The sequence below is a fragment of the Streptomyces sp. DF42 genome, from assembly GCF_058267695.1.
Map to the genome: position 1 here is coordinate 4,855,912 of NZ_CM177859.1, position 15,043 is coordinate 4,870,954.

General features: G+C 67.6%; 12 protein-coding genes. 4 read left to right on the plus strand and 8 right to left on the minus strand.

All coding sequences use genetic code 11. The features are described from left to right. Positions 1 to 2 precede the first annotated feature (2 nt). The 7 genes from ACYUED_RS22190 to ACYUED_RS22220 all read right to left on the minus strand — a co-directional run bounded on the left by ACYUED_RS22190 (position 3) and on the right by ACYUED_RS22220 (position 8,375). The gene (locus ACYUED_RS22190) at positions 3 to 794 is read right to left on the minus strand and encodes a hypothetical protein (RefSeq protein WP_491293995.1); all 792 of its coding nucleotides are present in this window, start codon (positions 792 to 794) and stop codon (positions 3 to 5) included. Positions 795 to 885: 91 nt separating this feature from the next. Further along, entirely contained in the window at positions 886 to 2,514 is a 1,629-nt protein-coding gene (locus ACYUED_RS22195) for a class I tRNA ligase family protein (protein ID WP_491293996.1), read from the minus strand. Then, a complete protein-coding gene (locus ACYUED_RS22200; RefSeq protein WP_491293997.1) occupies positions 2,507 to 2,908 on the minus strand; it encodes a cupin domain-containing protein in 402 nt (133 codons plus the stop codon). The genes ACYUED_RS22195 and ACYUED_RS22200 overlap by 8 nt, the downstream gene beginning before the upstream one ends. Beyond that, positions 2,905 to 4,257: a lysine N(6)-hydroxylase/L-ornithine N(5)-oxygenase family protein gene (locus ACYUED_RS22205; protein ID WP_491293998.1), complete on the minus strand. Its 1,353-nt coding sequence runs from the start codon at positions 4,255 to 4,257 to the stop codon at positions 2,905 to 2,907. The genes ACYUED_RS22200 and ACYUED_RS22205 overlap by 4 nt, the downstream gene beginning before the upstream one ends. Further along, on the minus strand, positions 4,254 to 5,447 hold the full coding sequence (locus tag ACYUED_RS22210; protein WP_491293999.1) for a saccharopine dehydrogenase family protein: 1,194 nt from the start codon (positions 5,445 to 5,447) through the stop codon (positions 4,254 to 4,256). The genes ACYUED_RS22205 and ACYUED_RS22210 overlap by 4 nt, the downstream gene beginning before the upstream one ends. Next, positions 5,447 to 6,958: a type I glutamate--ammonia ligase gene (locus ACYUED_RS22215; RefSeq protein WP_491294000.1), complete on the minus strand. Its 1,512-nt coding sequence runs from the start codon at positions 6,956 to 6,958 to the stop codon at positions 5,447 to 5,449. The genes ACYUED_RS22210 and ACYUED_RS22215 overlap by 1 nt, the downstream gene beginning before the upstream one ends. After that, positions 6,948 to 8,375 carry an amidase gene (locus ACYUED_RS22220; RefSeq protein ID WP_491294001.1) on the minus strand — a complete coding sequence of 476 codons (1,428 nt, stop codon included), beginning with the start codon at positions 8,373 to 8,375 and terminating at the stop codon, positions 6,948 to 6,950. The genes ACYUED_RS22215 and ACYUED_RS22220 overlap by 11 nt, the downstream gene beginning before the upstream one ends. Before the next feature lie 674 nt (positions 8,376 to 9,049). Here ACYUED_RS22220 and ACYUED_RS22225 point away from each other — a divergent pair. Next, positions 9,050 to 10,078, plus strand: coding sequence for a pyridoxal phosphate-dependent aminotransferase (locus ACYUED_RS22225; protein WP_491294002.1), 1,029 nt, complete (start codon positions 9,050 to 9,052; stop codon positions 10,076 to 10,078). Positions 10,079 to 10,128: 50 nt separating this feature from the next. On the opposite strand, the gene gntD is transcribed toward ACYUED_RS22225, so the two are convergent. Further along, positions 10,129 to 11,160: a guanitoxin biosynthesis L-enduracididine beta-hydroxylase GntD gene (gntD, locus tag ACYUED_RS22230; RefSeq protein ID WP_491294003.1), complete on the minus strand. Its 1,032-nt coding sequence runs from the start codon at positions 11,158 to 11,160 to the stop codon at positions 10,129 to 10,131. Positions 11,161 to 11,474: 314 nt separating this feature from the next. On the opposite strand from gntD, the gene ACYUED_RS22235 reads away from it, so the two are divergent. The 3 genes from ACYUED_RS22235 (at position 11,475) to ACYUED_RS22245 (ending at position 14,799) form a co-directional block, all read left to right on the plus strand. Beyond that, positions 11,475 to 12,110 (plus strand): LysE family translocator, encoded by a 636-nt coding sequence (locus tag ACYUED_RS22235; protein WP_491294004.1) that lies wholly within the window; start codon positions 11,475 to 11,477, stop codon positions 12,108 to 12,110. Positions 12,111 to 12,849: 739 nt separating this feature from the next. After that, positions 12,850 to 14,280: a DUF2252 domain-containing protein gene (locus ACYUED_RS22240; protein ID WP_491294366.1), complete on the plus strand. Its 1,431-nt coding sequence runs from the start codon at positions 12,850 to 12,852 to the stop codon at positions 14,278 to 14,280. A 39-nt stretch (positions 14,281 to 14,319) separates the two neighbouring features. Further along, a complete protein-coding gene (locus ACYUED_RS22245) occupies positions 14,320 to 14,799 on the plus strand; it encodes a hypothetical protein (RefSeq protein WP_491294005.1) in 480 nt (159 codons plus the stop codon). Positions 14,800 to 15,043 lie beyond the last annotated feature (244 nt).

The window sequence follows — 15,043 nt, forward strand, 5'->3', positions numbered from 1 at the left end:
TGTCATACCTCCAGCTCGGCCGAGATCTTCCGGCACAGCTCGATGGTCTCCTCCACCCAGACTCCGGGGTGTGCGGGATCGAATGTCGTCATGGTCTCCGTCTTCCAGTAGGTCTCGAAGGACAGCGTCTTGGAGTGGATCAACGTCATGCGCCGGGCACGCCACTTGGGCCACAGGCTGCCGAATTGGCCCTCGTGAGCCTGGAGGGCGTCGACCACATGGTTGAAGGCGAGACGGGCCGCGATGACGGCGCTGTGAACGTCGCCTGCCGCGAGCTGTCCTGCCGCATCCTCGACCAGGCCGTCCGACTCCCGTAGTGAGATGCCGACGAGGATGACTCGATGTGCCGAGTCCAGCAGGCGCTGGTGCACCGCAGACAGCCAGGCGCCATCGTCGGCAGCGACCGCGTAGGGCAACCGCTCCAGCATGCCGAGCTCTGTCCTGCTCAGCTTGGACCAGGGCGAGTCGGGGCTGTCGTAGGCCTCCCAGGTGACCTTGGCGAGCAGTTGGTCGACCTGGCTCGTCATCCAGTACTCAATGTCCCACCTGCGGCCGCCCACGAAGGTGCGCTCATACGTCAGGATGTTCGGCTCGAGGGAGACGTGGCCGGTCTCCGCGACCGAGGACTCGCGGAGCGATCCGGTGATGACGTGCACGTCCACGTCGCTCGTCTCGTTCCCCCAGCCGCGAACCATGGAGCCGCTGGCGAACACTCCCGCCGTGTCCGGAGGCAGCAGGTCTCGGGAGCGCAATTCGGGAACGACGACGGAAAGATCGAGTTTCTGACCGCTCATGCAGGAATCCTCCAGGCAGTGATGAGGGGCTGACAGGGGTCCGGACGGAGCCGGACCGGCGGGATTCGGTCGAGTTCGTACGGTGCGCGGGTCACGCGGTGCGGCCCTGCTCGGCGAGGGCGTCGAGATCGGCGGCGGTGACAGGCGGCAGTACGAAGGGATCCACCGGTTGTCCCTCGCCGTCCGGCCCGTCCTGCCGACCGGGAAGGGGGCCGTGCGCCGCGGTGTTCCACACGGCGGAGGCCCAGTCGGGCATGAGTGGCAGGGCGAGCAGTGCCATGATTTGCCGAGCGAACCGCGGGTGGCCCTGGGCGGCGCCGTCGCGGAGGAGTGACGCCCACCCCAGCAAGGTCTCGGCGGCCGCCGGCAGGTCCACGGCCGGGAGGGTGAACGCCGCGCGCTGGCGCATGAGCCACGTTATGGCTGCGTCCAGAAGCCGTGGCTCCACTTCGGGTTCCTCGTCGCCGGGCTGAGAGCACCGCAGCGCATCGATGAGCAGGGCGCAGTCCTCGGCCGACTGGACCGCCGCCTTCTCAGGCACGAGGTCGGATTCGTCGTGGCTGGGTGAGACACGGGCGAGCATGAGCCGGAGAGCGTCTGGGGACAGCCCGCGCTCAAGCGCGTCGTTGACCCGGATGACATGTTTGCGTGAGGTGGAGAACTTCTCACCGCGCAGCAGCATGAAACGGTTGACGACGATGTGGTCGAACGGGTCGAAGTCCACCGCGTCGTCCACCAAGGCCTGCAGGGAGATCCAGCCGAAGGCGCTGTCCAGGCCGCCCACGGCGACGGTGGTCACTCCGCTGCCGGCACTGAACGGGTCGGAGCCGGTTCGCTCGCGCTGCCGGGCGCCAAGGACGCGGGTGGAGCCGTATTTGCCGAGCACATAGCTGGAGAAGACCGATTGGTGGTGCGGAGCGCGGGTGAGCGGAGTGCTCCAGGGGATCCCCCAGTACGACGGGTAGCTGAGCCTGAGGGTGTCGCCGAAGACCTCGGCATAGTCGCGTACCAGGTAGAGAAACTCGGGTTCCAGCACATCGCGCATGGCCTCGGCATTCAGCGCGGCGGCCGTGCGGACGAAGACCGACTCGATGCCCCCCTTGGTGGCAGGGCCGGAAGTACCGCCGGGCGTCCAGGCCGAGGTCATTCGTTCCGGGTGCATCCACCGCCCGCATTGTTCGCAGACGTTGCCCGACTGCGCCACCTCGCAGAAAGGGCAGGCACCGGAGAGAAAGGCACCGGTCGCCGCCGCCGGCGCCGGCGGGGTTCCGAGCAACAACTGCTCCTCCCGCACGAGGAGCCGACCGGAGTCGCTCAGCGTGGAGGCCAGCTCGTGGCAGGAGGCCGCGACGTCTCCTCGTACCGGCTCCTGGCAGGGGTTGACGAAGTCGTCCTGCCGGATCCGCATACCGCGCAGGGCGCGCGCGGCGCGGTCGGTGAAGTGCGTGGCTATCGCACCGGCCGTTTCCGGGGCGCCGGCAGTCGCGGCCGCGTAGGCCACGCTGCTCTCGAAAGCGTCCGAGCCGGTCGCACAGACAACGTCGGCCCCGTACAGGCCCAGGCAGCGGGCTGCCGCGTCGGAGCGGAGATAGGGTCCGCCGAGGTGGCCCAGATGCAATTCGCCGTTGGGCGTCAGATAGCCGGCGAAGAAGAAGTACGACCTTCGCACGGGCGCCTCTGCCCGGATCCGGTCCAGCGCCCTACCCACGGACTCAAGCACCGTTGGTCACCTCCGTACCGGTCGTCACGCCGACCTGTGCGGCGAAGGGCCACCAGACGCTGAACAGCGTTACGGGAACCGTGCCGGTGTTGTGCAGCCGGTGCCTGACCCGGCTGGGCATGAGGACGACGTCACCGGGACCGACGGCGGTCTCCTGTTCCTCCCGCCAGACGGATCCGGTGCCGGTGGCCACCATCCAGATCTCGAGCACCTCGTGCCGGTCCCAATTGCTCCACTCACCGGGGTCGAGGCGCCATCGGGATGCCTTGAACGGCGCTGACGGACGGCCGCCGATCTCCGGGAAACGAAAACCTTCCACCGGTCCACTCGGCGTGACCTTGAGCTGCTCGACGGGGAGCACACTCGTCATGTCCGGCTCCTGGGCCAGGCTCATTCGACGCTCCTTCGGGCACTTCGTGCCTCGTTCTGTGGTTCTTCGCTGTCGTGTGCGGCATGCAGGGTGCCCGGATTGAGGTCGGGAGGGAGGTGCTGCTCCAGCAGCCGCTTGCCGAGATCCGGAGCGACCGACACCGCGATCGTGGCGGAACGCCAAGCGAGCAGGCTGAGGTTGGGATCTGCCACGCCGCGCGCGTGTCGGGCTCCGTTCTGGACGAAGATCTTGCTCGACGCCGGGCCGTCCCACTCGATCGAGAAGTCGGGGCGCAGGTTCGGACGGCTGTCGCCCCAGGAGATCAACGGATGGAGTGCGCTCGCGGCCTTGGGCAGGGCCTGTTCGTATCCGGTGGCCAGCACCACCAAGTCCGCGCGCAGGGTGCGCCGTTCGCCGCTGAGCAGGTCGCGGACGGCCGCCACGACGCCATGCGGGGCACCGACGTCCAGGCCGACGAGTTCCGTCGCGACGCTTGTCCGCACCCTCGCTCCCTCGCGATAGCCGTTGCGGACGTCGTACATGCGCCGGTAGATACGCTCCAACAGGTAGTCCGAGACCCCGTCGCTGGCGAGCTGCTGGTCGGCCAGCAGTTGCATGCGCACGGCGGCCGGCCGGCGAAAGAACTCCTCACTGGCCTCCGGCGTGAAAATGTCCTCCACGAACGGGCTTTCGTCCAGCGGCAGGAAGTTACGGCGGCGGGTGATCCATTCGACCACCACACCGGAGGGCAGGATTTCCTGGAGGTGGGCGACGACCTCGGCTCCGCTCTGCCCGCCGCCCACGACCACGACGGTCTGCGCATCACCGGGCAGTGGGTGGTGGAGAAAGTCGGCCGAATGGATGACGCCGGGCAGGTCGCGGCCCTCCGCGCACGGCGGTACCTTCGGCACGACTCCCGTTCCGACGCTGAGGTGCTGAGCGCGGTACGTACTGTCGGTCGTGGTCACCACGAAGGCGCCGTCCCAGCGCACGTCGAGGACCTCGCTGCCGAACCGGACGCTGGGCAGCCGCCCGGCGACCCAGGAGCAGTACGCCTCGAACTCCCGCCGTGACACCCGTTGCCGCCGGGTGTTCAGCAACCGGTACAGCTCACCGCGGCTGACGGCGTAGGCCAGTACCGAGTGAGGGTTGGTGGGGTCGACGGGTGTGACGAGGTCCTTGAGGAAGTGCACCTGCATCTCGGCGTCCGGGAGCATCATGCCGGAATGCCACTGAAAGCTCTCCTTGGCCTCGAAGAAGATGTCGTCGGAGGAGTTCTCCGATGTGTCGAGCAGCGCGGCCAGGCTCAGATTCGCCGGCCCCGCGCCGATGCCGATCAGCCGGTACGTGATCAGGTTGTCCCCCCGTGTCATATCGGCTCGCCCTTGTTGATTCGATCCCGGATGTGTGCGCCGTGCCGCTTCAGAGCGGCGAGAAGGGCCGTCGTCGCGGAGGCGTCGAAGGCTTCCTCCGGGCGGGACCAGCCTCCTCCCAGACCCGTCACCAGGCCGGCCGCGACCACGGCCGGTACCGCGGTGAGGCAGGCCATGCCCGAGTCCAGCGGTGTCTCGTCGTCGCGGCACCACACATTGACGCGGCGGATCACCTCCCTCCCGTCGACGGCGCCGCGTGCGGTCAGCTGAAGATGGGTGACCTCACGTTCGTGAGGCCGACGCTGCAGCCGACGTCCGAGGACTTCGTCGGTGATGCGGCGGGGGGTGAGCCTCGTACCCGCCACCTCGATGTCGTCCTCGTCGAGCAGTCCGCCGGAGCGGAGGAGCGAGACCGCGGAGACGAAGCCCGGCCAGCGCACCGAACGTTGCTCGACGTCGACCCCTTCCAGGCCCGGAACCTCGTGGAGCCAAGGCACCATCCCGTCGTGGTACGACTCCAGGGAGGGCAGACCGGGCAGAGACGCGGGCTGGACCTCGGAGAAACGTTCGAGTGTCCGTCGGTGCCCCGCGACCAACGCGAAAGCGGGGCGCCGCGCGAAGGGAAGGACCGTGCCACCGAACAGCAGCCGGTAAGGAAATCCATGCGGGGCCTCGGTTGTGAGACCGCCGCAGAGCGTCTCGACGTGGTGCACCCGGTCGAACTCCCGCACCATGTGGCTGAGCATGATCTCTGTCAGCCCGGGCTCCAGCCCGACCGGGAACAGGGCTGGTCCCGCGCGCTCGCGCACCACTTCCGGGACGTACGGCGTTGGTCCGACCGGTGGCCGGGTGATGCTCACCACGGCGAGACCGGCCCGCCGGGTCTCGGTCAGAAACCGTTCCGTCTGCGGCCAGTGCAGCGCCAGCAGCGCGACGTCCATGCCGTCGGCAGCCTCGCTCCACGAAGTGCCTGTTGTCACAGGCACTTTGAGCCCCGCCAGTTCCCGGCCCACGGCGCGGGCCCGGTCACGGTCGATGTCCACCAGGTGGAGACGGGCCAGCGGCAGTTCCCGCACGGCCACGGCGGCGGCGGCGCGTCCCATCATGCCGAGCCCGACGATCATCAGATGTAGAGCGGGTCCCCCCTCCGTGAAGGCGTTCCCCGAGTTGTCCGGTGACAGAGAGGTCATCAGAAGGCCATCAGGTATTCGTCGTTCTCCCACTGCGAGACACCGGCGACGTCCCGGTCCGGAGCGTCTTCGACCCACTTGTGGTAACGCTCCCACTCACTGGTCTTCAGGGCCAGGAGGTTCTTCATGAAGGGCTCTCCCAGGACCTCCAGCACCAGCGCGCTCTCTCGCATGGCTGCCAGTGCCTCGCCGAGATCCGCCGGGACCGCGGCCGCGGTGGCGGCGTGCGGGTGCTCCGCAGGGGCCGCGATGCCGCCGCGCTCGATGCCGGCGAGGCCCGCCGCTATCTGGGAGGCAATGTAGAGATAGGGGTTCGCGGCGGGCTCGCCGATACGGTTCTCCACGTGCGATCCCGCGTCCTGCGGACCGCCGAGGACCCTGACCATGGCTCCGCGGTTCTCGTGGCTCCACACCAGGCGGTCCGGCGAGAGTGAGTTGACCGGATCGAGTCTGCGGTAGCCGTTGACCGTCGGAACCGCCAGGGCGGCCGTCTCGGCTCCGCACTCGATGAGTCCGGTGACATAGGCCAGCCCCAGGTCGGAGAGCACCTGTCGCGGGGAGTCGGACACGAACACGTTGTTGCCCTCCGCATCGGCCAGCGACTGGTGGAGGTGCCAGCCACTGGGGTCGGCTCCGGCGAAACCGGGGACGGCCATGAACGAGGCCAGATGGCCCCTGCGCAGACAGTCCCGCTTGAGCAGCGACCGGGTCAGAACGACCCCGTCGGCGGCCTCCAGTGCGCTCAGGGGGTCGAAGGTGAACTCGATCTGTCCGGGGCCCGACTCGTGCTCCATCGTGCGCAGAGGCAGGCGCAGGCTGTCCGCCAGCCGTCGGCCCAGAGGTGCCAGCAGCGGGAGCAGATCCGCGATGAGCAGGTCGGAGTTGAACTGATAGCCGCCGTTGACGGTCTCGACCGCCGGGGCGCGGCCCTGGATGCCGAAGCCGCCGACGCCCCCGCGGTCCAGTGGATCGGCCAGGCGGAGCAGGTACCACTCGAGTTCGAGCCCGACGACAGGGGACAACCCCTTGGCCTCGGCGCGCTTCAGCAAGCGCTTGAGCACTCCGCGGGAGGAGAGCGGATGCGGCTGGCCGGCCCTGGTGTACTCGTCGCCCAGGACTACCGCCGTGCGCAACCCGTCAGCCTCGTCCACCCGCAGAGTCACCGGGTCGGGTACGACGATGAAGTCCCCCGCGCCGGTGAGCTCCTGGACATCCAGTCCGGCGCCGACGGTGAAGATGTCGTTGGGCAGCGCATGGCCGCTGTCGAAGACCAGCGGGCCGGGGCTCATGTCCAGGCCGTTCAGGAGTGCGCTGCGGAACGCCTGGGGTGTCAGGGTCTTGGTGCGCGGCAGCCCGTGCGGATCAGTGAACCCGACCCGGACGAAGTCGAAGTCGAGCGGGCGCGCCAGCAGTCGTTCCGCCTCTGCCGACTGTACGTCGTTCCACTCGGCGTGGTGTCCGACGAAGCCGGGACGTCCCGTGGACGTGATGCGGGAGCTTTCAATGGCCAATGCTTGCTCCAACCTCGAATGCCGGTGGGGGAAGAGCCGCAGATGCGGCCACGGCTGCGCCGTGCGCCTCGGATGCGATGCGGAGGGCGGCGTGGTCCCTGTGCCGTGCCGCCACGACCTGCAGGCCGATCGGCAGTCCGGTGGCCGTCCGGCCCACGGGCACCGTCATGGCCGGTTGTCGGGACAGATTGAAGGTGTAGGTGTTGGGCGTCCAGGCGAGCCAGCGCGGCGCACCCTGTTCCAGACAGTCCGCTGGGGCGGGCAGGCCGGCGTCGAAGGGAAGTACCGGCACCGTCGGTGTGACAAGAACGTCGAACGCCTCCAGCAGTCGGTCATAGGCCACGCGAAGACGGGTGCGTTCCGCGATGGCGGTGGCGAGGTCGACGGCGGTCAGGCTGCGCCCCCACCGGATCACCTCGCGGTGGACGGGGTGTAATCGGCCGTCGTCGCCGGGGTCGGCCGTCCGCGCCTCCTCCGCCGCCAGGATGGTGGCGAGGGCGGGGTAGCCATCGGCTGCGGGTGGGTCGACCTCTTCGACGAGGTGGCCGGAGTCCGCGAGCCTGTCGACCGCCGCCTGGCAGGCATCGAGTACGGCCGGATCCGGCGAGGCGATCCCCAGAGAGGGCGTCCAGGCTATGCGCAGCGGCGCATCGGCCAACGCGGCGTATGGCGCCGCCTGCCCGGGCAGTGCCTTGCTGGCCGGGTCGGCCGGGTCGGGGCCGGCCATGGCCCGCACCAGGGCCGCGGCGTCGTCGACCGTGGTCGTCAGCGTGCCGAGGTGTGAGAGTCCCTCGGGGCTGACCGGCACGTAGGGGACGACACCGAAGGTTGGTTTGTAACCCACCACTCCACAGAACGACGCGGGGATGCGCACGGAGCCCGCGCCGTCCGTGCCGATGGCCGCGAGGCCGAATCCGACGGCAACGGCGGCCGCGGCACCGCCACTTGACCCACCCGCAGTGAGCGTGGTGTTCCAGGGGTTGGCCGTGGGCGGGCGGCTGCCGTTCAGGCCTGCTCCGCACCATCCGCCCTGCGGGGACGTGGTCGAGCCCAGGATCAGGGCACCGGCCGCACGCAGCCTGTGCACGGCCGGTGCGTCTTGTCGCGCGACCTCGGCCGGTGCTTCCCTGCCCCGGCTGTGGGGCAGGCCGGCGACGGCGGTCAGCTCCTTCACCGTCAACGTCAGTCCGAGTAACGGGCGTGTGACCCAGGCGTGTTCGCCTTCCCGGGCGAGGACGAGGTCGGCTTCTGCGGCTTCCCTCCTGACCTCGTCCAGCCGCGTGTGACGCACTGCATGCAGTTCCTCGGCGGCGTCAAGCGCGGACAGCGACGACTCGGTCGCTTCCTCCACCGTCGTCTCACCCGAGGCCAGCGCCGTGCGTAAGCTGCCGAAGCTTGTGATGCTGTGAATGTGCATGGCTCCTCGGTCGCGGAACGAACGGTGTCTGTGGGTTCGTCGGTCCAGAGTGGTCAGGCGATCCGGCTGACGGCAGCCGCGGCTTCTTCATCTCCTTCACCGGAGTCGGTGCGTGTGCGAGCCTCGTTGCTACACACGTTCGGCCATGTCACGGCTGAGAACTCTAAGGAGTACGGGGACAGTTGGTCCAGCATTTCCCTGCTGTGAAGCTTCCGTAAGGGGCCGCGGCGCTCTGGACCACAGGCCTCACCGCGTCTCTTGCCGGGGTTTCGGACGCTGGGCGAGGTCTCGTCACAGGGGCACTCTTCGGCCACCTCGATGGCGGATGACAGCGACCCACCGACGACCGATTGATTCGAATTTGACGGGATGGTCCTGGGCGGTGAGGCGCGCGTGACACCTCGGACACCGGATCGAAACCCGAGCTGAGCGCGGTGCTCGCGTCCGTATCGCGATTGTGGTGGCGTTCGCGGTTTCGAACGCAAACGTCGTCTGAAACGATCACCCTCGACCTGCCGGGATCGATGTATTGTCCATGGAGCGGTCACTTCTAAGGGCGTTTCCCTGTGAGTGGGCGCGCAACGGGTGGAGGGACTGAGGGAATCATGTTGCCGCGTGGGGCGAGGAATCACGATCTGGACCGTGCCGGAGCGCACCCGTCAGCACACTTACGGGTGCACCTGGGAGAAAATCCCTGGGGCGCGAGCCTCAAGGCAATTTCTGCGGCCACGGAGCAACTTCGTTACAGTCATCGATATCCGGATGACGAACGTGGCAGCCTGGTCGAGGCGATCGCGCGCCGGTTCGAGGTCTCAGAGGACCGGGTGGCGGTTGGAAACGAGACCGAAGAACTCGTCCTGTTGTTGACCCTGGCCCTCCGGGATACCAGGCGAGCCGCTCTAGTGAATTCCATCGGATCCCCTACCTATGCGAAGGCACTGGAGGCAGCGGGACAACCGTACAAGATCCTGCCCCTGGATCGTTTTCGTGTTCCGGTGAAAGAAATCACTGAACGGATGCGCTCGGGGGTGAGCCTCTGCTTCCTCTCCAATCCTCATGACCCCACCGGATCCGTGCTGGACAGATTGGACGTGGCGAATCTCTGTGCTGCCGCTCAGTCCTTCGGAACTCTCCTCGTTTTCGACGAGTCGTATGCCGAATTCGCCGACGAGAGTTTTTGTTCCGCACTGCCCTGGGCGACCGATGGCAGTAATGTCTGTGTCCTGCGCACATTCTCCAAGGCATATGGTCTGGCATCGCTCGGCGTCGGATACCTCGTTGGCGACGTGGAGGCCGTGGGGAAGGTGAGCGTCATGCGCCGTGCCGTACCCCTCAGGGTCGGCCAGATTGCTCAGTCGGCCGCCGCAGCGGCTCTGGAGGACGGGGAATTCCTCCGCCGGAGCCGGGTCAACAACGCCACGTCGAGGCGGCTTCTGCAGAGCTGCCTGGAGCGCCTGGGGCTGATGTCTCAGCCGTCCCAGACGAACTTCGTGCTGACCCGGTTGCCGGACCCGAGTGAGCGGATCATGTGTCACCTGTCGGCGCAGCGCGTCCTCGTCAGGGACACGACTGACATGGGTCTGCCCGGGCATGTGCGCATCTCCGTCGGCCGCCCGAACGAGATCCTCCAGCTTGCCCGGCGTCTGGAGGACGCCCTGGCCGCGGCCGACCCGGCGACGGGGCTCGGCCACGACCAGTCGTGAAGGTGGGTCTCCTCGGGGACCCTGAGGGACCGTGGGAGTCCTCGGAAGGCTCAGAAGATGACGCGCGCGTCCGACGCCACCCGGCCCGACCTGGACTTCCTCAGGTCGCGGGTGATGTTCAGGCGCTTCAGCCAGCGATCCGTGCCGTCGTAGCGTGGCTTGAAGGGGTTACGGCCGTGCACCGCGCGGAAGTTGTCGATGAAGCAGATGTCGCCGGCCTCAAGGGTGACCTGTTGCAGGGACCCGTCGATGGCCTTGAGCAGTTCGTCGAGGGCCGAACGGGCTTCGAGGTCTCCGCTCACCGCGTCCATGTAGTACGGATCGAGACGCATGTACGGCTGCCGACGGTCGCCGTAGAGGACGGCAACCGGCTCCGGGTTGTCGATCATGCTTTGGAGCCACGTACGGGACCTCTCCACCAGTTCGGTTGTCGCTCCGGTCCGTTCGAGGACGTCAGGGGCCAGCTCCTCGAGATGCGAGTCGTCCGGCCTCAGGATGAACCGCGGGCTGAAGAGGAGGTCGACGCAATCGTCGGGCAGGGAGAGGCTCTCGCTCGACGCGTACGTCGTGCCGGTCGAGTCCGGATTCCGCATGCACATCAGCGCGACGTAGTCGGTGCGGTAGGGATGGAAGGCGTCTTCGGTGTGCCACTTGAGCTCGACCGTGCTCCCCCAGCCGACCTGGTCGGTCTCCCGTCCCTTGATCGGCACGACGTTGTGCAGGATGCGCCCAGCCTGCTGTGTGGCCCATCCGATGGGCTCGCCCAGGAGATATCCGCACAGCATGAAGAAGATCTCCTCCCGCAGGGCTGGGGACGGAGTTTCCACGTGGCTCCAGTGAGCCGGTGTCTGCCCGATCGCGGAGTCGTCGATCTCGTAGCCGGATATTCGGCAGATACTCGAGGGTTCCCTGAGTCGGAAGGCGTTGAGGCCGGCCCGAAGCCCCTCGGGCATACGGTGCGCGTACAGTGCGGACGTGGCTAAGAATTCCGCGTCCTCCACTGTGTGGAACTTTTTTGCGATTTCATCGACAAGTTCCTTGACCTGGCTTACTTCTGCGGTCGTCAAATCTACCGTGTACATAACCCTCTTCCTTGCTGTGCGGTCCTGTGTGGTTTCTCCTGGTCGATGGTGCTGTGCTCATGGCGCACTCGATCATGCAGTTCAACGTTAAGCAGAACCGATGTCATCAGTCAATCTCCTTTTCTCGTCAGCGGTATTCCATGACTGGTAGGTGTACGTTTCACGCAATTTACCATAGTGTGTCGGATTATTGAGTCATTATTGAGTCCGTTCCAATGTTCGAGTTATGTGCGGAGGGTTTCCTGAAGGGGGTTCATGTCGGAATGGCTGAAACTTGCTCCTGTATTGCAATGTGCCTCGTCTAGAGTCGTTTCATGATCTCCACCGGCCACATTCTGGCCTTTGCGGCGGCAGCCCTGCTGATCATCCCTGTGCCGGGACCGAGTGTCCTGTTCGTCATAGGCAGGGCCCTTGCGCATGGGCGCAGGACCGCTCTGGCCGGCGTCCTGGGTAATGATTTCGGTACGTTCGTTCAGGCTGCCGCAGTGGCTCTGGGAATCGGCACTCTTCTGGAGAGGTCAGCGACTCTCTTCACCGTCGTGAAGCTTGCCGGTGCGGCCTACCTGATTTACCTCGGTGTTCAGGCCTTCCGGCGTCGACGTGTGCAGGTCGAGTTGGGAGGTGGCGACGCCCCAGGAGGAGCTTGGCGTGCGGCGCGCGACGGGTTCGTCGTCGGCGTCACGAATCCTAAGAACGTGATCTTCTTCACCTCGGCACTGCCCCAGTTCGTTGACCAGGGAAGAGGTCATGCGCCGATCCAGATGCTCGTCTTTGGAATGATCTTCGCGATCATCGCGATCGTATGCGATTCGCTGTGGAGCATTCTGGCCAGCAGTGCTCGTGCTTGGTTCGCCACCTCACCGCGCCGACTGGAGACCGTGAGTGGGGTAGGGGGGGTCTTCATGACCGGACTCGGCGTCGCCCTCATCGCGACCGCCACGTCGAGCTGACACGCCGTCGGGGATGGAGCGGGCGGAGCCCGCCCACCGGATTCCCGCTCAGCTGCCTCTCTACAGGACCTGCTCCGCTCATGCAGACGATGGGCACCTTCATGCCGCCGTCGGCACGCGGCAGTACCGCCTCCGCTGCTTGGAACGAGCGGGTCGCCCGCGGTTCCGAAGTCCCACGGAGGTGACGCAGCGTCTCGGTCTCGAGTGCGTCAGGTGCTTCCAGCAACTGGTCCTCTTGGCACATCGGTCGACCAGCTTCATCGCTCGGACCGAAGAACCAAGGATCGGAGCTGCGAGGCCCTTGGACCCTGCCCCCAGCAGGGAGGGAGAAGGATGCACACGATCTCGTGGAGCGGTACAGGCAGGTCCACAAGGACAGTCAGAGTGTTCGTTCATGACGCCGAACAAACCGGCCTGCGGCTGAACATCCTCATCTCCTCGCGCATCCGCCGTCATCCCTGACGAACCCTCTGGCCCGGGCAGCGGGAAAATCGGCGGCACAGTGTGGGAAACGATCTCCATCGCTGGGGTCGCAGAACCTGACCAGCGCACTTTCGCGTTGTCCGGGGCGGTGTGAGGCGTATTGCCTGGTGAGGACCATCACATGGCTCACCTTCCCGGCCCCGCGCCGGAGTTTTCCACAGGTGCGGAGTTGTCCACAGGGTCTGACGCGCTTCGGCCACCGGCTGTACGGTCGGCACGAGTTGATGTTCGTGCACATGCGGGGGAGGCGGTCGTGGTGACCGGAGTCGGAGAAGAGGCAGCGGTGGCGGCGGAGTCGGCTGTGCCGCGGCTTCCGTGGGTGCCGGGTTTCGCCGTATGGCCCGTCGAGGGATCGCCCAAGGACGAGGGCAGGGCGCTGCGCAAGCGGGTGCCGCGCAGTGCGCACTCCGCGCTCGACCTCGACGGCTCCCGTCCGCACGCGGCCGTCGCGGTCGAGGAATCCCACCGCGGCCGGATTCCCGAGCTCACCCCGATACGGGCGGGCCGGATGGCGGCCACACCCTTCGCCTTCCTGCGCGGCTCGGCAGGCCTGATGGCGTACGACCTCGCGCGCACGCCGATGACCAGGATCCGCGCGCAGATCTGCGGAGACGCACATGCCGCCAACTTCGGTCTGTACGGCGATGCGCGCGGCGACCTGGTCATCGATCTGAACGACTTCGACGAGACGCTCCACGGCCCCTGGGAGTGGGACCTCAAGCGGCTGGCCGCCTCGCTCGTGCTCGCCGGCCGGGAGGCGGGCGCCGACGAGGACCAGTGCCGCAAGGCGGCGTACGACGCGACCGGCGCCTACCGCCGCACCATGCGGCTGCTCGCCAAGCTGCCGGTGCTGGACGCGTGGAACGCCATCGCGGACGAGGAGCTCGTCTCCCACACCGACGCCCACGACCTGGTCGGCACGCTGGAGCGGGTCTCCGAGAAGGCGCGGGCCAACACGAGCGGACGCTTCGCGGCGAGGTCGACGGAGCAGCTCGAGGACGGCGGGCGCCGCTTCGTCGAGGCGCTGCCGGTGCTGCGGCGGGTGGCGGACGAGGAAGCCGTGGCGGTGGCGGCGGCCCTTGAGGAGTACGTGACGACGCTCTCCGAGGACCGGCTCCCGCTGCTGGCCCGCCATGCGGTGCACGACGTCGCCTTCCGGGTCGTCGGTACGGGCAGCGTGGGCACGCGGTCGTACGTCGTGCTGCTCCTGGACCACCGGGGGCAGCCGCTCGTCCTCCAGGTGAAGGAGGCGCGCCCCTCGGTGCTCGTGCCGCACCTGGTGACCGCGGGCTTCGAGGCGCCGGAGGTGGCGCACGAGGGCCGCCGGGTGGTTCTCGGGCAGAAGCGCATGCAGGTCGTCAGCGACATCCTGCTGGGCTGGACGTCGGTGGACGGACGGCCGTTCCAGGTACGGCAGTTCCGCAACCGCAAGGGCAGTGTCGACCCCGCGGCGCTGGCCGCGGACCAGATAGACGACTACGGCCGCATGACCGGCGCACTTCTGGCCCGGGCACACTCCCACAGCGCCGACCCGCGTCTGGTCGCCGGGTACTGCGGCAAGAACGAGGAACTGGACGAGGCGATCGCCGACTTCGCCGTCGCCTACGCCGACCGCACGGAGGCCGACCACGCCGATCTGGTGTCCGCGGTGCGGGCCGGGCGGATCGCGGCCGAGACGGGGGTGTGAGGGGCGTGCTCGCAGGAGACGGCCGGTGAGGAGCGCGGGGTGAAGTACGTCGACCTCGACGGGCGGGACGGTGATGTGACAGGGATCATCGACCCGCGGCCCTATCTGGCCCGGCTGCCGGCGCTTGCCCCGCAACTACCGCCGGGGGCACGGGCGTTCGCCACGGATTCGGGGCACTACGACTTCCACGGCAAGCGCTGTGTGAAGGATCTCAGACCGCAGGGCGTGCGCCGGATGGGCGACGACGAGATCGAGATCCGCTTCGGTCACAACTGCTTCAAGCACGACCAGGACCTCCTCGTGCGGTACGAAGGGGTCTCGCGCTTCCAGGTGGACGTCCTGGACGTGTGCGACGTGAGCGGGCTGGGCGATGTGATCCTCGACGAGGTGCTGCCGCACGAGGACGGCTGCACCCACGAGATCGCGTGCCGACCCGGGACCCTGCTGGTGGCCTGCCGGGACCTGGCGGTGGAGTGGGTGGACGCGGAGTGTGCTGAGGCTCGGGGCGAGGGGCGGTGACGTCGGGGGCCTGAGGGACGGAATGGGGCCACCGAGGGCTCGTGCGGTCCCTGGTACCCGTCTGGGCAAGGCCGCCTACGCATGACCGTCTGGGCATGACCGCCCGGGCATGACCGCCCGGACTCGTCGAGGCGGTCGATGGCGGGGTGCCGGGCCATGCGGAGTGCTGAGCATGGCTGAGTTCCGAGCCAGAAGGAGTGCTGAGCACGGCGGGTGAGGTGCCGGGCGGGCGGGTCGCGGGGGC

Coding starts and splice junctions, on each gene's coding strand:
- ACYUED_RS22210 (WP_491293999.1), bottom strand. CDS start 5,447: ATGACCTCTCTGTCACCGGACAACTCGGGGAACGCCTTCACGGAGGGG.
- ACYUED_RS22205 (WP_491293998.1), bottom strand. CDS start 4,257: ATGACACGGGGGGACAACCTGATCACGTACCGGCTGATCGGCATCGGC.
- gntD (WP_491294003.1), bottom strand. CDS start 11,160: ATGTACACGGTAGATTTGACGACCGCAGAAGTAAGCCAGGTCAAGGAA.
- ACYUED_RS22220 (WP_491294001.1), bottom strand. CDS start 8,375: ATGCACATTCACAGCATCACAAGCTTCGGCAGCTTACGCACGGCGCTG.
- ACYUED_RS22200 (WP_491293997.1), bottom strand. CDS start 2,908: ATGAGCCTGGCCCAGGAGCCGGACATGACGAGTGTGCTCCCCGTCGAG.
- ACYUED_RS22235 (WP_491294004.1), top strand. CDS start 11,475: ATGATCTCCACCGGCCACATTCTGGCCTTTGCGGCGGCAGCCCTGCTG.
- ACYUED_RS22190 (WP_491293995.1), bottom strand. CDS start 794: ATGAGCGGTCAGAAACTCGATCTTTCCGTCGTCGTTCCCGAATTGCGC.